The organism is Streptomyces sp. NBC_01591 (genome assembly GCF_035918155.1).
In the GTDB taxonomy this organism is placed as follows: Bacteria; Actinomycetota; Actinomycetes; order Streptomycetales; family Streptomycetaceae; genus Streptomyces.
In genome coordinates, this window is record NZ_CP109327.1 from 3,771,939 (window position 1) to 3,795,137 (window position 23,199).

The window sequence follows — 23,199 nt, forward strand, 5'->3', positions numbered from 1 at the left end:
GGGAAAACAGCAGAGCACGGCAGCGTCGAGCACTACCCGGCAAGGACTCGATCCCACTCCTAAAGCGGGTGTCGCAGGTTCGAATCCTGCCGGGGGCACAGCGCTAAGGGCCAGTTCGGAGGCTTGATCCTCTCGAACTGGCCCTTTCGCGTGATCACGTCCCTGCCACGCACGTGCCACTACGTCCCGACACCTTCCTGCAGCTTGCGGACCACCGCCCCCAGCCGGTCAGCGATCGCGCGACCCCGGTCGGCGGTCATGTGTCGACAGATCAGTGCGGAACGGGCGACGTTGTGCCCCATGCGCGTCATCAGCTCACGCGTGCTCGCCCCGGCAGCGGCCAAGGTGTTTCCTGTGTGCCGCAGATCATGGAAGTGGACATCGGCAGCGATGCCCGCATCCTGCGCACCTTGATCCAGTCGCCCCGGAAGTTGCTGCGCCGCGGCTGTCCGCCCTGGGGGCCGAGGAAGACGTGGCCGTCACAGCCTGCCCCCGCGTAGCACCTGGCCACGCCAGGCCCGGACGCGGGACGTGATGACGTCGGCCAGAGATCCCGAACCGAACGTCGGCCTGATGTGTGGCCGGATCACCGCCTCGTTTCGTTCCCTGCTTCAGCCGGCCGGCTTGCGGTCCCGAAGCCACGCATCGGCGTACTCGGTAAAGAACGGATCTCTTGTTCGGGTCTTCCCACCGACCCTTGTCAGCCTGTGCAGTTCGGGACGGGGATGTCGCTGCCGACGCAGTTGGTGGGCTGGTTGCCCCTGACCCGGGATGAGTCCAGGGTGACGATGCCGCTGGTGTTGAGGACACCGCCGGGGGCTGTGACGGCCGCGTTCGAGTTGACGTTGCTGGACGTGATGGTCGTCGTGCCGCCTCCGACGTTGGCGACGCCTCCGGCCCGCTGGGCATTGTTCTCGTTGATGTTGGTGCGCAAGATCTGCAGGGTGCCGTCGTTGGCCACACCGCCTCCGACGCCACTGACGGCCGTGTTGCCGATGATGCGGCTGTTGCGAATGGTCATGTTTCCGTCGTTGGCGACGCCGCCGCCGTTCACGTTGGCGGTGTTGCGCATGATGGAGGTTCCTTCGATCAGGGTGGTGGTCCCCGATCCACCGCCGATTCCGCCGGAGAAGTTGGCGTGGTTGTCGCGGATGGCGCTGTCGGTCACGGTCAGCATGCCGCGGTTCGCGATGCCGCCGCCGAAGTCGGGCGCGTCGCCGTTGGTGATGGTGGCGTCGGTGATCGTGAGGTTGCCGGTGGGGCTGACGGAGAGAATGCCGAAGCTGGCCGTGGACGAGCGAGTGAGGGTGCTGTGCCTGGCCATGATGACGATCTCGCTGGTGATGTCCGGCAGGGGCACAGAGAGCGCGTAGGTGCAGCCCGGCGCCAGCACCAGGTTTCCGCCTCCTGAGAAGTTGGCGGTGGTGATGGCGTTGGACAGGGCACTCTCACTGCACTGGACGTTCGTCTGTGCCAATGCGGGAGTGGCGGTGGCTACGACCGCCGCGATGGCTCCGACACACATTGCCTGCGCGATGAGCGCCGACGACTTACGGGTGAACATGAGCAGGTGGCTCCTTCAGAAGTCCCGGATCCGCAAGGTGCTCCCGGCACCCAAGTCGGCGACGCCGCATTTCGGGGGGAGCGGGTTGAATGTGCCCTCGTCAACACGCGGAAGTTGCCGACTCGAAGGGTGATCCGCCCGGACGGTGTAGCCGTTTCCGTCCGATGGCCGAGAGGGAGCATCCGGGACTCAGCCGGAGCAGCCGCAGCCTGGGTTCCGTCACCGCCGCACTGCGTCCGCCCGACGATTGCGCTACAGCAGCGAAGTACAGCAGCCACAGCGACCGGCCACGACCGCCAGCCACTCCGAGGGACCGCGTTGTGGCCTCCATGCCCCCGCCCGGCTGACCGATCTCTCCAGAGCTACGGAACAGAAGTTCCCGTGCCACAACCTCGCCAGATCGGGCGGGGACTCACGGGGAACTTCGGCTGCCGGCGGAGGCCACAGTCAGCAGCGCCGAGGGCGGTATCCCGCAGGTCGGACCTCGACTCGCCCCACCTCGCTCCTAAAGCGGGTGTCGCAGGTTCGAATCCTGCCGGGGCCACAAGCGAAGCAGCAGGCCAGAAGGTGCTGCCGCCCCAGCGGGCGGCAGCGCCTTCTGGTCGCGCAGCACCCATGAGGTGCGTGGCTCATGGCTCCGGTGAGGGTCGTCCGTTTTGTGGGCGCTACACCCCGCGCCGGATGTCGCCCATGAGCCCGGTCTCGTAGGCGACGATCACGAGCTGGGCGCGGTCGCGGGCGTGGAGTTTGGTGAGCAGGCGGCCGATGTGGGTCTTGACCGTGGCCACGCTCAGGTGGAGGTGTTCCGCGATCTCCGTGTTGGACAGGCCGCGGGCGATCAGGCCGAGTACCTCCAGCTCGCGGTTGGTGACCGTGTCCAGCGAGCGGCTCGGTAGTCGTGTCGGCTCCGGGCGGCGGACGAACTCCGCGATCAGGCGTCGGGTCACCGAAGGGGCGAGCAGTGCCTCGCCCGCGGCGACGACGCCGATGGCGGCGAGGACATCGGCCGGCGGGGTGTCCTTCAGCAGGAAGCCCGCGGCGCCGGCGCGCAGGGCGGCGTAGACGTACTCGTCCAGGTCGAAGGTGGTGAGGATGAGGACGCGGACGCCGGACAGGGTCGGGTCCGCACCGATCTGTCGGGTCGCCTCGATGCCGTCCAGTTCGGGCATGCGTACGTCCATCAGCACGACGTCGGGCCGCTCGCCGCGGGTGAGTTCGACGGCCTCCGCTCCGTCCGCGGCCTCGCCCACGGCGGTCATGCCGGGCGTGTGGTCGACGAGGGCGCGGAAGCTGCCGCGCACCATGGCCTGGTCGTCGGCGATCAGCACCCGGACCTGGGGCTCGTCAGTCATGCTGGTTACTTCCCTTCGGCGGGCAGCCGGACGGACACCGCGAAGCCGCCCTCCTGTCGGGGCCCGGCCTCGAAGCTGCCGCCGTACATCATCGCCCGCTCCCGCATCCCCAGGAGGCCGTGTCCGCCCGGTAGTTGGCGGCCGGCCCGTGGGCGTCCGGGTGATGGTCCCTCGTCCTGTATGTCGATGCGGATCTCGTGCGCGTCCGCCTCGACCGTGACACGGCAGTGGGTCGGGGCGGCGTGCCGGACAGCGTTGGTGAGGGCCTCCTGGACGATCCGGTAGATGGTCAGCCGGGTCCCCTCGGCCAGGCCCTGCGTGCCGTGCACCGTCAAGTCGACTTCGACCCCTGCCCGGTTCGCCTCGGCGGCGAGCGAGTCGAGGCGGTCGAGGTCCGGTACGGGTCCCAGGGGTGCGCCTTCGGTGCGCAGCACGCCGAGCGTGCGCCGCATCTCGGCCAGCGCGGAACGGCTCGTCTCCTCGATGACCTTGAGTGCGGCCCGCGCCTCCTGCGGGTCGTCGTCCGCCACATGGCCGGCGACGCCCGCCTTTACGGCGATCAGGCTGAGGTTGTGCGAGACGATGTCGTGCAGTTCGCGGGCGATCCGCAGGCGTTCCTCGTCCAGTGCGCGCTCCGCCCGACGCCGCTCCTCCCGCCCGGCCTCGGCCCGGCGACCGCGCACGGTGAACCCCACACCCCAGGACCCGACGATCACCGCCAGTACCATCCCGGCCACTCCCACGGCACCCCGCCAGTCCTCGGCGGGAGTGACCACCGCCTCGCCGAGGTAGACGGCGCCGCACGCCACCGGCAGCGTCGCCGCGAGTGCGGGTACGGACCGGCGGGCGGGCTCGGCCAGTGCGACGAGGTAGACCGCCAGACCGGCGGCGATGTACGGCTCGCGGGGGATGTCCAGGAGCGACGCCGTGGCCAGCGCCGCAAGCACGGTGCCCAGGACCGCGAGCGGCCGGCGTGGAAGCGGGCCCGCAGCAACGCGCCGGCCAGCATCAGCAGAGGGCCGAGCACCATGGCGGTGCCACCCACCCAACGTCCTGGGAAGCCGGTGTCCGCCGGCCGCTCCACGGGCAGCGCGCCACGCAGTCGGGCACCGATCGTCGTGGCCGGGGTGGCCATGGATCTCGTCGGGTTCGTCATGCCTACGACGATGCCTTCGCCGTAACCGCCGGGCGTCGGACCGAGAGCTGAATTGCGGGGTCAGACCTGGGTACGACCCGTCGGGTGGGGTGGTTCCTTCCGGCGCCGTCAGGAGAGTTGTACGAGAGTTGGCCGACCGCCTCGCGTCGCTCAGGCGGGCCGTCCTCGACCCGGGAACCCGGGCCGCGTCGCCCGCCCGCACGCCGCCTTCGTAGAGTCAGCGCAATGAACCCGGACCACACTCCCGACACCGACGAACTGCTGCGCGGCACGTACGCCCGGCTGCTGCCCGCCGACTCGATCACCCCTGAGATCGCCGGCTCCCTGCGCTACGCGCGCCTCGTGGCCGACGGCCTCGTCTTCGCCTACGCCCTCGACCGGCCCACCGACGTACGGATCCTCACCGACCCGGACGTGGAGCGCGTCGGCCTGGAGAAGCTGGGGCAGGCGGCGTACGAGAACCTGATGCGCGTACCCGTCACACACGAGGAGGTCCCCTTCGAGGGGACGGTCCTGCACTCCTTCTACGGTGACTCGCACTTCGTCGGCAGCCAGGCCCTGTTCCTGTCCGCCGCGGTCCGGCAGGTCACCGGCGAGTCGCTTCCGCACGCCGGTGCCCTTGTCGTCATGCCGAGCCGCCACAACCTGGTGTACCACCCGATCGCCGACGGCACGGTGGTCGACGCCGTCAACGGCCTCGCCTCCTACGCGCTGGGCGCCTTCGAGGACGGACCGGGCGCGCTGTCCCCGCGGCTCTACTGGTGGCACCGCGGCGGCCTGACGTCGCTCACGGCCATCGACGAGGACACCCGGTCCTTCTCCATCCAGCCGCCGGCACCCCTGCTCGGCCTGATGAGGGGCCTGGTCCGGCTCGACCGCGCCGGCCGGCTCGCCACCCGTACCGCCGCCGGTGCGCCCGCTCCCGACCTTGCCGAACTCACCCGCACCACGGCCGAGTCGATAGCGGGGCTCTCCCAGGACCCGGCCGCCGGCCTGGCGGACGCCTTCGCCTCCGCCGTCGCCCACGCCCTCGCCCACTGCGCCGGCGATCCCAGGGCGGCGCAGATCGACACGTGGGACGCCTGGGCCACCGCCGTACAGCTCGGCTCCGCCCTGTTCACCGGTGCGCGGCCGCAGGAATGCCGACTGGGCGAGGACCGCGTCCGGCAGCTGCCGGCCACGCCCGCCGCACCGCCCGCGGACGCCCGTGCCTGGCTCGACGCCCTCTACCTGGCGATCGTGTGCCGGGAGGGGGACCGGATCCGGCGACTGTGCCAGGTGCCGCTGGAGACGCTGCGGCAGGACGACTCCGTCGACGCGTACGTGTTGTGCTGGATCGACACCCTGCAGACCTACTTCTCCGAACGCGACTCCATGGACGGGGTCGTGGAGAAGCTGGTCGCCACCATGAAGACGTCCGGGCCCGACGAGGTGACCCACGCGCCGATGGAGTTCGTGAACGGGATCGACTACCAGCCGGTCGCGCTCTTCCACCGTCTCGTCTCACAGGACCACGACGCCTTCGCCGAGACACTCGCCGAAGCACTCGCCGAACACGGCGCCCACTGGGGCGAGTCGGCGGCGCCGCGCGCCCAAGTGGCCCTGGGGCCACTGGCGATGGCGAGTCTCGCCTTCGACTACGGGTTCCCCATCGCCCCGGACCGGCCGCACCTGCCCCTGTACCTGCTCAACCGCGAACGGATCGAGGAGATCCCCGGCGCCTGACGCCGGCCCTCGCCCGGCCAGGTCCGGCGCTGAGCCGTCGGCTCACCCGGGCCTCCCGGTGCCACGACCGGGTGTACGCCGTACGGGGGAACGGCGGCCCGGCCGTGCGCGGGCCGACGCACCCCGAAGGCCGGAGGGACTTGGCTGGCCTCGACCGCGTGGCACACGAGCAGCGGCAGCAAGGGGGGCGCCGGTATGGCGTTCAGGGCACGGCTGGAGCAACTGCGCGCCCGTGTCGAGCAGCACTTCCCCGTCGTGAGCGAACTGACGAACCGGTTGCTGTCCACGAACCTCCTGGACGCGGGGACCCGGCTCGCTGCCCAGGCGTTCCTGGCCTCCGTGCCCCTGCTGTTCGCGATCGCCGCCTTCACGCCGCTCAGCGTCCGCGACCAGCTGCGGGAGTCCCTGCGCGCCATGTTCGGCCTGAACGGCCAGGCGAACACGGAACTGGGTCAGGTGCTGGGGAGCTCCGCCGACAAGAGCCTGCGCGAGACCAGCGGCGTCATCGGCCTGGTGGTGGCACTGGCCTCCGCCACCAGCTTCAGCCGCGCCATGGCCCGGGTCTGTGAGCGGGCCTGGCGGCTCCCGAGAGCGGGCACGAGAATCACGGCCTGGCGCTGGGTGGTGTGGCTTCTCGTGCTGGTGCTGGTCGTCCTGTTGCAGGGCCCTGTCCGCAGTGGCTTCGGCGCCGGCGCGTGGCTGGGCGTCCCGTTGCTCTTCCTCGTGAGCACGGGTGTGTGGCTGTGGACGCAGCACCTGCTGCTGGCCGGCCGGGTCTCCTGGCTGCCGCTGCTGCCCGGGGCGGTCCTGGCCGCGGCCGCCACCAGCGCCCTCGCCCTGACCGCCCCGCTCTACATGCCCACCGCGCTCAATCGTGCCCTGCACGAGTACGGTTCCCTCGGCCTGGTCCTCACGCTGCTGTCCTGGCTGATCGCCGTGTGTGCCGCGGTCACCTTCGCGGTGACCATCGGCGCCGTGCTGGCGGAAGAACCGCCGCTGAACCGGTTCCTGACGAGGGACCGCAGACGGTTCAGCAGTCGTGGCCGAGGGCTTTGAGCTTCGCCCACTTGGGGTTGGGTACGGTGCGCTCCGCGGTGCGCACCAGTCGTTCGACGCGGTATCCGCCGAACGCCTTGCACCGGTCGCAGTAGAGGACGTAGCTGCCCACTGCCTTCGTCACGTGGCTCAGGGTCATCTGTCCGCCGCACTGCCCGCACGGCTCGTACGGCCCGGCGGGGGCGTCGGCGTACTCGTGGCGCGGGAGCTCGCGGGGTTCGCAGAACATGCCGGGCAGGGTGTTGTTCTCGATGGCGGCGCGGGGCAGGCCGCCCAGGCCCAGGAAGTTGCCGAGGGCTTCGTACACGAGCTCGTAGGAGGGGGCGTGCGGGGGGATGTCGCCGTCCTCGTCCTCCTCGGGTACCTCGTCGGCGTCCCAGCCGAGCTCGGCCAGGGCCTTGTTCAGGAGGTCGGGGCTTGAGCCGTTGAACCCACCGTCGAAGAAGCCCCAGAGGTGCTGCTCGTCGTCCATGAAGTCGATCTGGGCCGGATCCATACCGGTGTAGACGGCGCTCAGGGTGCGGATGCCGTGCGAGGGATGGCGCCCGAAGGGGCTCTCCGGACCGGTGCGGCCGAACTCCCAGTACGCGGTGCAGGGCAGCAGCACGAACGACCAGCCGTTCCCCGCGTCCCCGATGCGGCCGATGTCGGGGACGGACTGGTCCCACGGGGGCGCGCTCCGCTCGATCGCCGCGATGGTGTCCGCGTCCAGCACCGGCGCCCCTTCGGGGGATCCGAGCCGCACCGCCAGTTCCTCGGCCGGTATGCCTTCCGCGAGGGTGAGGTGGTAGCCCTCGAGACCGCGGCGGAGCCAGGCGAGCCCATCTCTGTGTTCGATCATGCACGCGAGCCTAGACGCGGGCACCGACACATCCGCCCGGACGATGCCCCGCCCCGTGCGCCCGTACGACGCGGTATCACCGGCCGGCACCGCTCCCCGGAGCGACTGTCCCGCGCGCCGTCAGGTCGCCCACGGAGTCCGCGTAGTAGGCCGACTCGGCCAGGTGGAAGGCGAGTTGGCGGAAGGTCCATCCCGTTCCGGCCGACCGGTCGAGCTCGTCGGGCGTCAGGGCGTCCAGGCGGTTCGTCCAGATCCTGGCCAGGCGGGTGAGCCGGCTGCGTGCCTCGTCGAGGTCGGCTCCGGTGAACGGGGCGAGGTCGGCCGCGGTGGTGGTCGCCGAGGCGTGCCAGTGGTCGGGCCGGGTCTCCTCGCCGACGAGTCGGGCCTCCATCTCGGCGAGATGGTCGACCATGTGGTCGGCGACGCGGCGGATCGCCTTGTGCGGGGTGTAGAGCCGGTCACCGGCGGGGACGGGGCGGCCGTCCCAGGCGGTCCAGGTCGCGGCGAGGGCCAGGACGTGGTCGACCATGGCCGTCACGATCTGCGCGGGGTCGCGGTCGTCGGTCGCCGGGGCCTCGTCGGGAGTGTTGGGGTTGTCGGGGGTGTTGGGGTTGTCGGGGGTGCCGAGGCTGCCAGGGGCGCCGAGCGCATGCTTCGTTTCCGTCATGGCTCGACGCTAGATCCGCGACTCTTCGGCCCCCGCCGAACCGTCGTCAGCGCAGTTCCTCCGGGCACGGTGTGCCGGGAGGCAGCTGGTAGGGGGCGGCCAGCCGGTACACGCCAGGCCGCGGCGCGAGCAGTTCCGTCCACTCGTCGCCGTCCGCGTCCTCCTCGGCCTTGAACAGACAGCCGTTGGTGTTGACGTAGGTCCGCGGAGTGTTCTCGTCCGTGCGCCGCTTGGACTCCTCGGTCTCCTGCGGCCGCTCGACGCCCTTGCCCTCGGCATCGACCACGGCGAGCCAGCGCGAGTACGGGACGCGGATCAGGATCCGGCCCGGCGTCTTCACATGGATGGTCAGCTCGCCCGCGCCGGCCTGGTCCACCGAGGCCGGCGGATCGGCCAGCGGCACCGGGCTGTCCACCTCGAAGAGCCGCCAGTTGGCGTCGGACCACACCGGCTTCAGGTACGGCAGCCCCTCGTCGACCAGCTTCGCCTCCTGCACCGCGCCGCTGGAGTCCGGCGTCCCCTTGGGCAGCACCACGTAGCGCACCGCCCAGCGGTCGAGCCACTGGCGGTAGTTGGCGCTGTCCAGGGTGTCGTCGTAGAAGAGCGGGTTGCGCTCCATGTCCGCCTGCCGGTTCCAGCCCCGGGCCAGATTGACGAACGGCGCGAGTCCGGACGCCTCCCGGTGGCTGCTCGCGGGCACGACCTCGACCCTGCCCCGCTCGGCACCGACCTGCTGGAGCTCATTGACCAGCGGGGCCAGCTCACGCGCCCCGGCAGCGGTGGGGGCGGTGCGGACGATGTCGTCGACGCCCTTGAAGCCGATCCAGAAGTTCAGCCCGGCGAACGCGATGACCAGCGCGTACCAGCGCCGGGAGCGCGGCGTGGTGTACGGCAGCGCGGCGAGGAGCACCACTCCGGCGAACAGCATCGCCATCCGCGTGATGTTCGAGCCGATCTGCGAGTCGATCACATAGGTCAGCAGCGTCCCGACGCCGTACACGGCGGCCGCGGTGCGGACCGTCTTCCAGTCGCGAGGTACGAGGACGAAGACGAGGACCGAGAAGATGAACGGCAGCGACAGGGTCCCGATCGACATCGGCTGCGTACCGGAGAACGGGAACAGCCACGCGGACAGCGCCACCACCGCGACCGGGGCCAGGCCCAGCGCGTACGCGCCGGGGCGCCGCTTGTTCAGGAACAGCGCGGCGGCGACCACTCCCAGGAACAGTCCGGCCACGGGGCTGCTCGCCGTCGCGAGCCCGGCGAGCGGTGCGGCGACGGCCGCCTTCGCCCACCGCCTACGGGGGGCACAGCGACAGCTGCTCCGGTGGAGCCGGTGCTCGCACCGGAGGTGCGGCCAGCAGAACACCGCGGCCGTCGCACCCACCGCGAACATCATGCCGAGCCCGAACGTCACCCTCCCCGAGAGCGCGTTGCACAAGTACGCGAACGCCCCGGCCAGCGAGCAGGCCAGGGGGTTGCGGACGGCCCGGACCCGGACCAGGATCAGCGCGGTCAGCGCCGTCGACACCGTCCCGGCGACCATCATCGTCGTACGCACGCCGAGCACCGACATCACATACGGCGAGACGACGCTGTACGAGACGGGGTGCATCCCCCCGTACCAGGCGAGGTTGTACGCCGTACCGGGGTGCCGGCCGACGAATTCCGCCCAGGCGTCCTGGGCCGCGAGGTCGCCGCCGCTGTTCGCGCCGAAGAAGAACCAGAGCAGGTGCGTGACGGCGGCGGCCGCCGTCGCGATCGTCACCGGATGCCGCAGCAGCCGTTCGGCGCGGGCCTTGCGCGACGGGTCGGTGCGAGACGGGTCGGTGCGCGACGCGGAGGCGTCCCGGGCTTCCGCTTCCGTCCGGGTCGGCGTGGCCGTCCGCGTACGTCCGCCACCGCTGCCGCCACTGCCGACGCCGCTGCCGCCGGTATTGCTGTCCCTCGTGCCTGCGCTGTCGGCCGTCTCACGGCCGGGCCTCGGCTCCGCAGTGGTCACTACGGCTCTCCCCGTCTCCCCGAATCCGCCTGCCTCGTGCCCCTGCTGCCCCGTGCACCTGTGAGGACGCCGTCCCCGCGTCATCGAGTTGCCTCGGGACGCTAACACGTACGCAGTACGGAAGGGGGTGCCGGGATCGGCACCCCCTTCCGTCATCGGGTCGTTCCGGCCATCGGGCCGTTCCCGTCGGCCGGTCAGCCGATCCGGGTCAGCTTGTCCCCGAAGGTCGGCTCGGTCAGATCGCTCTGCAGCGCGACGGCCACCTTCACCTGGCTGGAGCCCTCGCCCACGGTGAGCGTGCCGACGTGGGTACCGGCCGCCGCCGAGTTCGGGATCACCTTCCCGTCGTCGGTCAGTTCGATCTTGACCGTGAGACCGGCCCAGCCGACCGCCGACACGTCCTTGGTCGCGACCACGGGGACACTGCCGCCGAAGCCGTCCGAGACGGTGCCGACGACGTCGCCCTTCTTCACGACCTTGGCGCCCTCCAGCAGCGCCTGCGTCGCGACCATCACTTCCTTGCTGACCGCGTTGACCGTGTCGATGATGGCCGGCTTGTGCTGGCCCAGCACGGCGCCCACGATCAACTGGTCGGTGCCACCGACCATCTTGTGGGCGGCGAAGAGGAGGTTCCCGCCGGCCTTGCTGGTGGAGCCGGTCTTGATGCCGAGCGCTCCGTCGTACGGCACGAGGGTGTTGTAGTTCCGCCAGTTCTTGCCCGACGGGTCGGTCCACGACGGCAGCTTGGTGATCTCCATCAGCGCCGGGATCTCCACCAGCTTCTGACCCAGCTTCACCTGGTCCTCGGCCGAGCTCACGGTGGTCGCGTTGAGTCCGGACGGATCGGTGTACGTGGTGTTCTTCATGCCGAGCGACTTGGCGGTGTCGTTCATCTTCTTGACGAACGCTTCCTCGGACCCCGCGTCCCAGCGCGCCAGCAGCCTCGCGATGTTGTTCGCGGACGGGATCATTATGGCCGAGAGGGCCTCCTGCTCGGTGAGCTTGTCACCGGCCTTCACGGTGTTGAGGGTCGACTCACCCTCCGCGTCCAGCCTGCCGTCCGACTCCGCCTTGGCGTCGATCTCGATGGAAGGCCCCTTCTCGCCCTTCTTCAGCGGGTGGTCCTTGAGCACGATGTACGCGGTCATCGCCTTGGCCACACTGCCGATCGGCACGGCCTTCTGCTCGCCGAACGAATCCACCTGGCCCAGGCCGGTCGCAGCCATGTAGCCCTGGCCCTCGCTGGGCCACGGCAGGGACGGCTTGCTGCCCTTGAAGGTGTACGTGTCCTTCGCCGACATCTGGAGCTCGGGCTCCGGGAGCGGGCGCATCATCTGCGCGATCGCAAAGACGATCAGCAGAAGCAGAACCAGTGGGGTCCAGATCTTGACCCTGCGGACGGCGGTGCGGACCGGTGTCTCCGGCGGCGGAGGCGTGTTCGTCAGTTCGGCCAGCAGGTCGAGCGGCGGCTTCGGCGGCATCGGCTGCTGCGTGGTCCGCTCGGCGCCGGACATCGCGGCGGGAGGCGGCGTGCCGGGCCTCGCGGCGGAGGCGGCGGGCACCTCGGGCTTACGGGGCGCGGGCGCCTGCGCCGGTCGTACGTCGTCCCCGCGCAGCGGTACGAACTGGCTGGTCCGCTCAGTGGCGGACTCGGGCTTCGATCCCGCCTTCGGCTCGGGCGGGGGAATCTTCAGCGCGGTCGTCGGCTGGTCGACCTGGGGCACGGCGGGCGCCCTGAAAATGGCGGTCGGCTGGTCGATTCCGCGCTTGTCCTCGGCGGCGTCGTCGTCCTCGTCGCCTTCGGCGGCGTCGTCGGCCTTCTTCTCCTCGGCCTTCTTCTCCTCGGCGGAGGAAGCCGAAGCCTTGCCGTCGGACGCGTCACCGGTCGGCTCGTCGGCGTCATCGGTGTCATCGGCATCGGCATCGGCATCGCTCGACGCGGTCGCCGTGTCCGAAGGTACGTCGTCCGCAGCCACGTCAGTGTCCGCGTCGGCGTCGTCCTCCGCGCCCTTCGCGCCCTGCGCGCCCTGCGCGCCCTTCGCGCCCTCGCCGTCCGCGTCGTCGTCCTTCGACACCCAGGCGGAGACGGCCGCACGCAGCCGCGCGTCGCCTTCCTCGGAGCCCTCGGCGGTATTCGCGGACTCGCTCTCCGCGTCGTCATCGCCATCGTCAGCGGGCTCGGCCGCATCCGCGCTTTCCGAGGCATCCGCGGGTTCAACGACATCCGCGCTCTCCGGAGCATCCGCGGGCTCAGCCGCATCCGCGCCCTCCGAGGCCTCAGGCGCCTCCTCCGGGCTCTCGGCGCCCTTCCCGGACCCCTCGGCCTCTTCGGCCTCCTCGGCGCCCACAGCGCCGTCAGGGCCCTCGGCCTCCGAACCCGAACCCGTGTCCGCGTCCGTATCCGCGTCCGCCGACGGCTCCTCAGCCCCGGAACCCTCCGGCTGCCCCGAGTCGTCACCGCCCTCGCTGTCCGCGTCGTCCGCGCCGTCCGCGGACGGCATCGTGCGAAAGACGGCCGTAGCCATGTCCGCCTCGGCGTCCTCGCCGTCCCCGGCGACCGGCGCCGTACGGAAGACGGCCGTGGCCGTGTCCGTCTTTCCGGCGGCCGCGTCATCGGCGGACGGTTCACGGAAGACGGCAAGCCGCGGATCGCTTTCGCTCCGAGCCGTCCCCGACGACTTCTGCTGCTCCGACTTGTCGGGGGACTCGCCCGCCACCGATGCCTCCTCCATGCGGCACGGGGGACACCCCCGCGCTGTCCGAACCATCTACCAGTGTCCCGTGTGAACCACCGGCCCGGCTGCTAGACGAGAACGACATACCTACTGGTTCCCATACAAAGCACCCAGGCACTCTCGACAGACCAATGTGAGAGGGGTCACCCTGTCATTCATCCACGCGGGGAGGCATGGATGGGCAGGAGCCGCAGAACAATTCCGGAGGAGCTTCTGCTGCTCGCTCTGGACCCGACCACGGGTACCACAGCGCAGCCGCAGTCGCTCGACCTCGGCCTCGCCGGAGCTCAGCTAGTGGAGCTGGCTCTGGCAGGACGGATAGCCCCTGACGGGGATCGTATCGCCGTGGTGATGCCACGGCCGACAGGAGATCCGACTCTGGACTCCGCACTGGAACTGCTGCGGCGACGCGGCAGCCCGGTTCGGGCGGTCCACTGGATTGGCGGGCCCCGGCTGGGGCTGCGTCAGATCTACCTCGCTCATCTGGAGCGATGCGGCATGGTGCATGCCGTTGCGGGCCAGATGTGCGGAGTGCTGCCGACGACTCGCTACCAGGCGACGGACACGGCAATCAGCCGGGACATCAGAGCCAGGCTGGACAGTGCGATCCGCACCGGCGTACCGCCGGACCCGCGGACCGCGGCGCTCGCCGCGCTGGCCCACGCGGTCGGACTCGGCAAGCACCTGTATCCCGGGAACGAGGGGCGTTCATCGCGCTCCCGGCTCCGGGACCTGATCAGACACGACCCCATGGGCGGGCTCGTGGCGCATGCCGTCATGGACGTCCAGAACGGGGCGGTTGCACAGCCGCGCCGCAATCAGGCGGCCGGAGTTCCGTTGCAACCGCAAGTGCAGTCGCAGTCACGCCGCGACAGCATGGCGCACACCGCGGCCCACTAGGCGCACCACGTCCCGGGACCGCACCCCGCGCCGCACGCACCGCAGCGCAACCGCACGGCAGCACGGCAGCACGGCAGCACGGCAGCACCAACCGAATACCGCCGCACCGTCGTCCCCAAGACCCGGTCCGGGAGCCGCACCAAGCGCGGGGCAGCCGAGAGACATCGGCTGCCCCGCGCGCGTGCGTGTGGCCATTTCCCAGCGCGGCCGGGGGAAGTGGTGGCAATCTGCTGAGCAGTAGATACGCACAGCTACATAGCCGGAGGTGCCGTTTCCGTGCCGTCCAACGTCAATCCCACCGTCAGACGACGCCGGTTGGGCCAGGAATTGCGCCGCCTGCGCGAGCTCAAGGGCATGACGGCCGAGGAGGTGGCGGAGCGGCTGCTGGTCTCGCAGTCGAAGATCAGCCGCCTGGAGAACGGCCGCCGTTCCATCAGCCAGCGCGATGTCCGCGATCTCTGCGGGGTGTACGAGGTCGAGGACCACCGGATCGTCGACTCGCTCATGCAGATGGCCAAGGACTCGCGCCAGCAGGGCTGGTGGCACGCCTTCGGCGACATCCCGTACAGCGTCTACATCGGTCTGGAGACGGACGCCGAATCGCTGCGGGTGTACGAACCCCAGGTGATCCCGGGCCTGTTGCAGACCCGGAGCTATGCCGAGGCGCTGATCAACGGAGCACTGCCGGAGGCCCCGCCGGCCGACATCGACAAGCGCGTCAGTGTCCGGGCCCGCCGCCAGGACCGGATCACCGATCCCGAGCACCCGCTGCGACTGTGGGCGGTCATCGACGAGTCCGCGCTGCGCCGGCTGGTCGGCGGCAAGCAGGTGATGATCGAGCAGCTGGAGCAATTGGTCGAGCTGTCCCAGCTGCCGCACGTGACCGTGCAGGTACTGCCGTTCGAAATGGGCGCGCACCCCGGCATCAACGGGCAGTACGCCATTCTGGAATTCCCGGACGCGGCCGACTCCAGCGTCGTCTATATCGAAGGCGTCACCAGCGACCTCTATCTGGAGAAGGCCAACGATGTGCAGCGGTACAGCGTCATGTACGAGCACCTGCGGGCACAGGCGCTGAATGTGGATCAGACCCGGCACTTCATCACCGGCATCATCAAGGAGTACACCGGGCGCAGCAGCGGCTGAACGCCGACCGAACAGCGAGGCAGCACAGCCCGCAAAGTCCCGATCGCGGAGAATGAAGTGATGTTACGGGAGGGGCGGCGGCAAGGTACACCGCCGCCCACTCCGAGTGGAAGATCTCCTTGGTATGTACCACTCGGTCGAGTGAACGCCCCCTTCGCTCAGAGAACTTGGCGAGTAGCGTCGATCACACCAACCGAAACGCTGTTGGTGTCATTCACGCGACTCTTTGAACCGGAGTGAACATGGCCATTCGTCAGGGTGCTACGGACAAGTGGACGAAGTCCTCGTATTCCGGGGGCAACGGCGCCTGCGTCGAAGTCAAGTCCCCTCTCACGCAGGCAATTGCCGTGCGCGACTCAAAGGCCCCCGAGGGCCCCTCGATCACGTTCGTCCCCGCCGCGTGGAACGCATTCGTGCGCGATGTCGGCAATGGTGCCGTCAACGCCTGATCAACGCTTTTCCCGTTCGCATCGCTGCGCCGGATCCGGTGCTGCTGTCAGCCCTCTCGACTGGTCCGCCGTCCTGGCCGAGGGGGCTCGATGCCCGACCCGACGGGAAGCCGGGCGAGCGCAGAAACTCAGCGCAACCGATCGACATACAGATCGGTGCCCGGCACCGTCGGGATGAACGGCGCCACCAGCTCCACCCGCCCCAGGCCGGATTCCGCGACTGCCGCGTCGAGCCCGGTGAAGTGCTCGGCCCAGCATTCCCTCGGGTCCTCCTGGAGGAACCACAGCAGGGTCAGCCGGGTGTCGACGCCCTCGACCTGTTTCACGTAACTCATCCGGTCACCGGGCAGTGGCGTGGGACGGAAGACGGTCACCATCGCCGCCGGCGACCCGGCCAGCCGCTTCGGCAGATGCCGTGAGCGCAGCCACTCCAGCAACTCGGCCCGCTCCCCCGCCCCTTCGGCGTCGATCACTTCGAGGACCAGTCCCCGGTAGGGATGGTCGAGGGCGTGGAAGTCCCGGGGCCCCGCCGCACCGTCCCGGTAGACCGTCGCCTCGTGGTCCTGGAACGCGGTGAACACATGGGTGCGGCCCTGGTGGACCCGGCCGTCCCGGTTGAGTCTCCGGTTGATACCGACGGTCCACCTCATGTGGTCGTCGTAGCGCCCGTCCGTCACCCAGTACGTCGACAGATAGCAGCCGGCCGTGACGGGCTGCGCGACCGCGGAAGTCTCCGGGTAGCGCAGCTCCTGGAGTTCCCGGGTGGCCACCCAGCGCCGCCCGGCGAACATCCAGGGCATCGCCATCGCGCCCGCGTAGTAGTGGTCGTCCTCGTACCAGCGGTTGTATGCGTACTCATGACCCGGGTGCGGTTCGACCATGGTGATCAGCGCATGGCCGGGATGGACACCGTACGGCCCCAGCGCGGCCAGTTCGGCATAGGTGTCGCTCCGCGTCTCGTCGCTCATGCCGTTCCCCTTCCGTACTCCGCAGCGGCGTCCTACTCTGACGCCCCGTCAGGAGTTCTGCCAGAGCCGGGAGGCCGCCGATGTTGCTCGCGGGGAAGACCATCATCGTGTCCGGGGTGGGCGCCGGGCTCGGGCATCAGGTCGCGGCGGCGGTCGTGCGGGACGGCGGCAACGCGGTGCTCGGGGCGCGTACCGCCGCGAATCTCGCCAAGTCCGCCGCGGAGATCGACCCGGACGGCCGGCACACGGCCCGGCTGACCACCGACATCACCGACGAGGCGCAGTGCGAGGCGCTCGCCGCGCTGGCGCTGGAGCGGTTCGGGCGGATCGACGCGGTGGTCCATGTCGCCGCCTGGGACAGCTACTTCGGCGGAATCGAGGATGCCGACTTCGCCACCTGGCAGTCGGTGATCGACGTCAATCTGCTGGGTACGCTGCGGATGACCCGCGCCTGCCTGCCCGGCCTCAAGGAGCGCGGCGGCTCGGTGGTGATCATCGGCACGCAGTCCTCGGTGGCCGCACCGTCCCAGGTCCAGCAGGCGGCGTACGCGGCCTCGAAGGGGGCGCTGACCTCGGCCATGTACTCCATGGCACAGGAGCTGGGCCCGCACCGGATCAGGGTGAACACGGTGCTGCCGGGCTGGATGTGGGGGCCGCCGGTGCAGGCGTACGTGCGGTTCACGGCGCAGAGCGAAGGGGTGCCCGAGGCCGAGGTGCTGGGCAGGCTCACCGAACGCATGGCACTCCCGGAGCCGGCCACCGACGGCGATGTCGCCGAGGCCGCCGCGTTCCTGGCCTCGGACCGGGCGCGGGCGATCACCGGGCAGTCGCTGCTGGTCAACGCGGGCGAGCTGATGCGCTAGAGCCGACACACTGGACCTGATGCGCCGGAGCCGGCGCACTGGAGCTGTTGCCACAGACCTCTCCTTGTCCGCCGCACGGGACCCGCATCCCGTGCGGTTTTCTGTGCTCTTCGACGTTCTTCGGGCGCTCCTCGTTCTCTGCGCGGCCTGACGAAGTGCCCGCTCATCGTGTGTCCGCCGTCACGTCGGCGACAACGACCGCGTAAGTCAAGAGCGAGCAAAATCGTTCGACTTGCTGATCTGCGTTCACATCCCTGACCGTGAAAGCCTTGACCGCGACACCGGGCAGACGGTTCAATCCCCGATGTCCCCGCTCCCGCACGGGGCCCCGCTGAACGGCCGTACCGACGAAGTGCGCACCCCGTTCACAAGGCGGACCCCTGGAGGGGGCACATGAACAGCCGGCGCAGTCCGGCTCCGGGGACGCGGCCGTCGCCGAGGGCCTGAAGGACTGACACCCGGCGGGGTACGGGACGCCGCCGCGTCCCGTACCCACCCCCCGTACGAGGGCTCAGGCGCGCGGGTAGCGGGCCAGCCAGCCCGGTGCTGCGGCCGACGGGCTGTGCAGGGCCGGCCCCTGCGTCATCTCCATGGCGAAGTCGTCCGCGAGCTCCAGCACCGTTGGCCTGCCCTCCAGTTCGGCGAGCCAGGCGGGCGGCAGCGCGGTCTCGCCGTGCAGCGCGCCGAGCAGCGCCCCGCACAGGGCCCCGGTGGCCGCGGAGGGCCCGCCGTGGTTGACGGCCAGCCGCAGCCCGTGCCGTATGTCCTCGCCGACCAGCGCGCAGTACACGGCGATGGCGAGGACTTCCTCCGCGGCGTCCGTGGCCCCCAGCGACTCGATCAGGGCGGGCCCCGGGATGCCCTGGCGCACGGTGCCGAGGGCCTGCTTCAGCGCCTCGGTGACCGGTTCGTGCCCCGGGCGTTCGGCGAGCAGGCCCAGCGCGTGCTGGACGGAGCCGTCCAGGGTCTCGCCCCGGGCCAGGCCGTGCACCATGACGGCGAGGGCGCCCGCGGAGAGCAGGGCGGTGGGGTGGCCGTGGGTCTGGGCGGCGCACTCGACGGCGAGCTGGAGGACGAGCTGGGGCTCCCAGCCGACGAGCAGCCCGAACGGCACGGACCGGGTCAGGGCCGCCGAGTCCCGCGCCTGGGGGTTCTTGGGCTTGTCGAGGGTGCCCATGGTGGAGTCGCCGAACCCGGTCAGGCACTCCCGGGTGGGGCCACGGCGGGCGTACAGCCACTCCTCCCGTGCGAGCCAGCCGTTGTCCTCGCGGCGTTCGTCGGGCCCCCAGTCGTGCTGGGTGGCCGCCCACCGCAGATGGGCCCGGTGCACATCGGTGGGCGGGTGCCAGGCCCCGGTGTCGCGGCGGACCTGGGCGCGGATCAGCCCGTCGACGGTGAAGAGGGTGAGCTGGGTGACGGCGGTGACGGTGCCGCGTGCGCCGTGCGCGGGCACGAGGTCGGTGACGGCGTCGGCGCCGTGGGCCGCCCGGATCTCTTCGAGCGTGAGCCCGTCGATCCCTGCCCCGAGCGCGTCTCCGATGGCCCCGCCCAGCAGCGCGCCGCGCACCCGGCTGCGGAAGTCCTGCTGCTCGGCACGGCCCCACACAGCCGTGGTCCCAGTGCTCACCGTGCCCCTCCCCCGTCGGCCCGCAGGCAGGCCCGCCTGCGACTGCGCAGCACTGTAATCGAACGGGAACGGTCGGTAGAGGCCACGGAACCGGGTACGCGTGGGTATGTGCGCAGTTGGCCGGCAGAAAAATGGCGGGCGGGTTGCGGCGATGAGCGAGGGCGGCGCTCGCGGACGGAGCGCCGCCCGGAACAGGCCGCGCGTACGGCTCAGTCCGGCAGCACGGGAAGCAGCTCCGGAAGGTGCCCGTCGGACGCCGCGGCCGCCGCCACCCGCTCCTCGGGGACCTCCCCGTACAGCGTCGTACGCGGCTTCGCCGGGCGCCCAGCGAGGTCCGCGATGGCGACCAGGTCCTGGACGGAGCGGTAGGAGCCGTAACCGGAGCCCGCCATCCGGGAGATGGTCTCCTCCATCAGGGTGCCGCCCAGGTCGTTGGCGCCCGAGCGGAGCATTTCGGCCGCGCCCTCCGTGCCGAGCTTGACCCAGCTGGTCTGGATGTTGGTGATGTGCGGGTGCAGCAACAGCCGGGCCATGGCGGTGACGGCCCGGTTGTCGCGGTCGGTCGGGCCGGGGCGGGCGATGCCCGCGAGGTAGACCGGCGCGTTGGTGTGGATGAACGGCAGCGTGACGAACTCCGTGAAGCCGCCGGTCTCCTGCTGGAGCCGGGCCAGGGTCCGCAGGTGGCCGAGCCAGTGGCGGGGCTGGTCGACGTGCCCGTACATCATCGTCGAGGACGAGCGCAGGCCCACCTCGTGGGCGGTCCTGACCACCTCCAGCCATGTCGCGGTCGGCAGCTTGCCCTTGGTGAGGACCCAGCGGACCTCGTCGTCCAGGATCTCGGCCGCCGTGCCGGGGATCGAGCCGAGCCCGGCCTCCTTCGCGGCGATCAGCCAGTCACGGATGGACATGCCGGTGCGGGTGGCGCCGTTGACGACCTCCATGGGCGAGAAGGCGTGCACATGCATGCCGGGCACGCGTTCCCGCACCGCCCGCGCGATGTCGAAGTACGCGGTGCCGGGCAGGTCGGGGTGGATGCCGCCCTGCATGCAGACCTCGACCGCGCCGACGTCCCACGCCTGCGCGGCCCGGTCGGCGACCTGGTCCAGGGAGAGCGTGTACGCGTCGGCGTCGGTGCGCCGCTGGGCGAAGGCGCAGAACCGGCAGCCGGTGTAGCAGACGTTGGTGAAGTTGATGTTCCTGGTGACGATGTACGTGACGTCGTCGCCGACCACGTCGCGGCGCAGGGTGTCCGCGATCCGGCACAGTTCGTCGAGCGCCGGGCCGTCCGCGTGGAGCAGGGCGAGCGCCTGCTCGTCGGTGAGCTTCGTCGGGTCGTCGGCGGCCTGGCTCAGCGCCTGGCGCACATCGCCGTCGATGCGGGACGGCACCATGCCGGGGGCGGCGGCCTCGCGCAGCGCCTCCCAGTCCCCGTACACCTCGTCGAAGTCCTCGCGGCGGTCGCCGGTGCGGCCCTCGGTGTCGATGGTGCGGTGCAGGTCGGTGCGGCCGCTGGCGCCGAACTCCTCGTCGGGCTCCTGCCAGGGCAGCCCGGCGGGGACGGCACCCTCGCGGGCGAGCCCCGTCTCCGGGTCGGCGAGCGCGCGGACGTGCGGGAGGAGGCGGGGGTCGAGCCACGGCTCGCCGCGCCGGATGAACTCCGGGTAGATGGTGAGGCGTTCACGCAGTGCGAACCCCGACTCCGCGGTCTTCGCGGCGAGCTCGTCGATGTGCGGCCAGGGGCGTTCGGGGTTCACATGGTCCGGCGTGAGCGGCGAGACCCCGCCCCAGTCGTCGATCCCGGCGCCGATGAGCAGCGCGTACTCGGCGTCGACGAGGTTCGGCGGGGCCTGGATGCGGGCGGACGGGCCGAGGATGTGCCGGGCGACGGCGATGGCGGCGGCCAGCTCCTCCAACTCGGCGTCCGGCATGCCGCGCATCGCGGTGTCCGGCTTGGCGCGGAAGTTCTGGACGATGACTTCCTGGATGCCGTGGTAGGCGCGGGCGGTCCTGCGCAGCTCGAAGAGGGAGTCGGCGCGCTCCTCGTACGACTCGCCGATCCCGATCAGGATGCCGGTCGTGAACGGGACGTTGGAGCGCCCCGCGTCCTCCAGCACCCGCAGCCGCACGGCCGGCTCCTTGTCCGGGGAGCCGTGGTGCGGGCCGCCCGGCTCGGACCACAGACGGGTGGCCGTCGTCTCCAGCATCATGCCCATGGACGGGGCGACGGGCTTGAGCCGCTGCAGATCGGTCCAGCTCAGCACGCCCGGGTTGAGGTGCGGGAGGAGCCCGGTCTCTTCGAGCACCCGGATCGCCATGGCGCGTACGTACGCGAGGGTGTCGTCGTACCCCTCGGCCTCCAGCCACTCCCGTGCCTCGGGCCACCGGTCCTCGGGCCGGTCCCCGAGCGTGAACAGCGCTTCCTTGCACCCCATGGCCGCGCCCTTGCGGGCGATGTCCAGCACCTCGTCGGGCGAGAGGAACATCCCGTGCCCCTCGCGCCGCAGCTTGCCGGGCACGGTGACGAAGGTGCAGTAGTGGCACTTGTCGCGGCAGAGCCGGGTCAGCGGAATGAACACCTTGCGGGAGTACGTAATGACCCCCGGCCGGCCTGCGGCGTCGAGCCCCGCGTCCCGCACCCGGGCGGCCGAGGCGGCGAGATCCGTCAGGTCGTCGCCCCGCGCCTGGAGCAGAACGGCGGCCTCGGCCACATCGAGAGCGACACCGTCACGGGCCCGCTTGAGGGCACGCCGCATGGAATTGGTGGTCGGACGTCCGCGCTGAGGATCGGTCATGAACCCGAGCATACGAGCGAGGCCCGCGCCCCGGACCAGGGCATCTGCCGGGCACGGGTCGATCCGCTCCAGCCGTCGCCGGGACCGGGGACCGGGGCATCCCGGATTCCGCCGCTCAGAGCGGTTCCGTGGAGCCGGTGGCCGGCCCACCGCCGGCATGGCGATCGACGGCGGCGGATACACCCTGCGGGACAGGGCCACGAAGCAGCCGGGCAACCAGCCGTTTCGTTCGGATCACGCCCTGCCGCACGCCGGTGTGGTGGCTGGGCGGGGATCTTGCGGACCCGAGCTGGAAATGCCGGGCTGGTTGAAGTCGCCGCCATGGCGATCCGCCCTGGACCACGACCGCCTGCGCTTCTACCTCCATCTCGACCCGCTCACCTGGGGCTGATCGGCTCGTACGGATCACCGGGCGGACCGGAGTCCGGGCGCCACGCTTGTTCCCTTGTGGGTTACAGCTGATTCAGCCTCCTCGTGGTGAGGCGAGTGGACCACCCGCCCAGCAGCCCGAGGGGCAAAGAAACCCAAACGGCGATTTTTGGATTATCTCTGCAGCCCATCGGCATATCAGGCCGTTTGGGTGGCCCCTCCGAGCAGCAAGATTCCCCTCGCAAGGTTCGAGGTAAGGGGACAGGAACATGGCTGACTGGAAGAACGTCTCCGGTGGTCTCACTTCAATCTCGGTCGGATCCAGAACCCATGTCTGGGGTGTGAACTCCCTGGGCCAGATGTACCGGTACACGGGCCACGACTCCAACCCGTGGGTGGGCATCCCCGGCAAGGCAGTCGACATCGGCGTAGCAGCCGACGGCACCGTGTGGCACGTCAACTCAGCAGGCGGAATCTACCGGTACACCGGAGACCAGGGATCCACGGACTGGGTCGCCGTCTCAGGCGGCCTGACCCGCATCTCGGTCGGATCCCGGACCCACGTCTGGGGCGTGAACTCCCTGGGCCAGATGTACCGGTACACAGGCCACGACTCCAACCCGTGGGTGGGCATCCCCGGCAAGGCAGTCGACATCGGCGTAGCAGCCGACGGCACCGTGTGGCACGTCAACTCAGCAGGCGGAATCTACCGGTACACCGGAGACCAGGGATCCACGGACTGGGTCGCCGTCTCAGGCGGCCTGACCCGCATCTCGGTCGGATCCCGGACCCACGTCTGGGGCGTGAACTCCAGGGGCCAGATGTACCGGTACACGGGCTACGACTCCAACCCATGGGTGGGCATCCCCGGCAACGCCGCCGACATCGGCGCGGCAGCCGACGGCACCGTGTGGCACGTCAACTCAGCAGGCGGAATCTACCGGTACACCGGAGACCAGCCGAGCTGATCTCAAACACCAACGGATA

19 protein-coding genes are annotated in these 23,199 nt (G+C 70.5%); 8 read left to right on the forward strand and 11 right to left on the reverse strand.

The window, feature by feature from the left end:
* Positions 1-179: 179 nt before the first annotated feature.
* The 4 genes from OG978_RS17430 to OG978_RS17445 form a co-directional block, all read right to left on the reverse strand.
* A complete protein-coding gene (locus OG978_RS17430; RefSeq protein WP_326770060.1) occupies positions 180-419 on the reverse strand; it encodes a hypothetical protein in 240 nt (79 codons plus the stop codon).
* Positions 420-700: 281 nt separating this feature from the next.
* Positions 701-1,564: a hypothetical protein gene (locus OG978_RS17435; RefSeq protein WP_326766122.1), complete on the reverse strand. Its 864-nt coding sequence runs from the start codon at positions 1,562-1,564 to the stop codon at positions 701-703.
* A gap of 665 nt (positions 1,565-2,229) precedes the next feature.
* Complete coding sequence (locus OG978_RS17440; RefSeq protein WP_326766123.1) at positions 2,230-2,916, reverse strand: response regulator transcription factor; 687 nt, start codon at positions 2,914-2,916, stop codon at positions 2,230-2,232.
* A gap of 5 nt (positions 2,917-2,921) precedes the next feature.
* Positions 2,922-3,863: a sensor histidine kinase gene (locus OG978_RS17445; RefSeq protein WP_326766124.1), complete on the reverse strand. Its 942-nt coding sequence runs from the start codon at positions 3,861-3,863 to the stop codon at positions 2,922-2,924.
* A gap of 434 nt (positions 3,864-4,297) precedes the next feature.
* On the opposite strand from OG978_RS17445, the gene OG978_RS17450 reads away from it, so the two are divergent.
* Together OG978_RS17450 and OG978_RS17455 are read left to right on the forward strand one after the other, a co-directional pair.
* Positions 4,298-5,797 carry an immunity 49 family protein gene (locus OG978_RS17450; RefSeq protein ID WP_326766125.1) on the forward strand — a complete coding sequence of 500 codons (1,500 nt, stop codon included), beginning with the start codon at positions 4,298-4,300 and terminating at the stop codon, positions 5,795-5,797.
* A 195-nt stretch (positions 5,798-5,992) separates the two neighbouring features.
* Positions 5,993-6,853, forward strand: coding sequence for a YhjD/YihY/BrkB family envelope integrity protein (locus tag OG978_RS17455; protein ID WP_326766126.1), 861 nt, complete (start codon positions 5,993-5,995; stop codon positions 6,851-6,853).
* Here OG978_RS17455 and OG978_RS17460 read toward each other — a convergent pair.
* From OG978_RS17460 to OG978_RS17475, 4 genes are all read right to left on the reverse strand, one after another.
* Entirely contained in the window at positions 6,828-7,694 is an 867-nt protein-coding gene (locus OG978_RS17460; protein ID WP_326766127.1) for a hypothetical protein, read from the reverse strand. The two genes, OG978_RS17455 and OG978_RS17460, sit on opposite strands and share 26 nt — an antisense overlap.
* A gap of 76 nt (positions 7,695-7,770) precedes the next feature.
* Positions 7,771-8,223, reverse strand: a complete 453-nt coding sequence (locus OG978_RS17465) for a hypothetical protein (protein ID WP_326770061.1) — start codon at positions 8,221-8,223, stop codon at positions 7,771-7,773.
* A gap of 184 nt (positions 8,224-8,407) precedes the next feature.
* Complete coding sequence (locus OG978_RS17470; protein WP_326766128.1) at positions 8,408-10,363, reverse strand: MFS transporter; 1,956 nt, start codon at positions 10,361-10,363, stop codon at positions 8,408-8,410.
* Positions 10,364-10,557: 194 nt separating this feature from the next.
* On the reverse strand, positions 10,558-13,095 hold the full coding sequence (locus OG978_RS17475) for a D-alanyl-D-alanine carboxypeptidase (protein ID WP_326766129.1): 2,538 nt from the start codon (positions 13,093-13,095) through the stop codon (positions 10,558-10,560).
* A gap of 180 nt (positions 13,096-13,275) precedes the next feature.
* Here OG978_RS17475 and OG978_RS17480 point away from each other — a divergent pair, with 180 nt between their 5' ends.
* The 3 genes from OG978_RS17480 (at position 13,276) to OG978_RS17490 (ending at position 15,593) form a co-directional block, all read left to right on the forward strand.
* Positions 13,276-13,998: a GOLPH3/VPS74 family protein gene (locus tag OG978_RS17480; protein WP_326766130.1), complete on the forward strand. Its 723-nt coding sequence runs from the start codon at positions 13,276-13,278 to the stop codon at positions 13,996-13,998.
* Between the two features lie 276 nt (positions 13,999-14,274).
* Positions 14,275-15,144, forward strand: coding sequence for a helix-turn-helix domain-containing protein (locus OG978_RS17485; RefSeq protein WP_326766131.1), 870 nt, complete (start codon positions 14,275-14,277; stop codon positions 15,142-15,144).
* A 242-nt stretch (positions 15,145-15,386) separates the two neighbouring features.
* Positions 15,387-15,593 (forward strand): DUF397 domain-containing protein, encoded by a 207-nt coding sequence (locus OG978_RS17490; RefSeq protein WP_326766132.1) that lies wholly within the window; start codon positions 15,387-15,389, stop codon positions 15,591-15,593.
* A 128-nt stretch (positions 15,594-15,721) separates the two neighbouring features.
* Here OG978_RS17490 and OG978_RS17495 read toward each other — a convergent pair whose 3' ends face one another.
* Positions 15,722-16,561, reverse strand: coding sequence for a hypothetical protein (locus OG978_RS17495; RefSeq protein WP_326766133.1), 840 nt, complete (start codon positions 16,559-16,561; stop codon positions 15,722-15,724).
* A gap of 80 nt (positions 16,562-16,641) precedes the next feature.
* Here OG978_RS17495 and OG978_RS17500 point away from each other — a divergent pair, with 80 nt between their 5' ends.
* Entirely contained in the window at positions 16,642-17,424 is a 783-nt protein-coding gene (locus OG978_RS17500; protein ID WP_326766134.1) for an SDR family oxidoreductase, read from the forward strand.
* 511 nt (positions 17,425-17,935) lie between these two features.
* Here the strand turns inward: OG978_RS17500 and OG978_RS17505 are convergent.
* Both OG978_RS17505 and OG978_RS17510 read right to left on the reverse strand, forming a co-directional pair.
* Complete coding sequence (locus OG978_RS17505) at positions 17,936-19,051, reverse strand: ADP-ribosylglycohydrolase family protein (RefSeq protein ID WP_326766135.1); 1,116 nt, start codon at positions 19,049-19,051, stop codon at positions 17,936-17,938.
* 209 nt (positions 19,052-19,260) lie between these two features.
* The gene (locus OG978_RS17510; RefSeq protein WP_326766136.1) at positions 19,261-21,843 is read right to left on the reverse strand and encodes a bifunctional FO biosynthesis protein CofGH; all 2,583 of its coding nucleotides are present in this window, start codon (positions 21,841-21,843) and stop codon (positions 19,261-19,263) included.
* Between the two features lie 157 nt (positions 21,844-22,000).
* Here OG978_RS17510 and OG978_RS17515 point away from each other — a divergent pair, with 157 nt between their 5' ends.
* Both OG978_RS17515 and OG978_RS17520 read left to right on the forward strand, forming a co-directional pair.
* A complete protein-coding gene (locus OG978_RS17515; protein WP_326766137.1) occupies positions 22,001-22,234 on the forward strand; it encodes a hypothetical protein in 234 nt (77 codons plus the stop codon).
* A gap of 247 nt (positions 22,235-22,481) precedes the next feature.
* Positions 22,482-23,180, forward strand: coding sequence for a tectonin domain-containing protein (locus OG978_RS17520; RefSeq protein ID WP_326766138.1), 699 nt, complete (start codon positions 22,482-22,484; stop codon positions 23,178-23,180).
* Positions 23,181-23,199 lie beyond the last annotated feature (19 nt).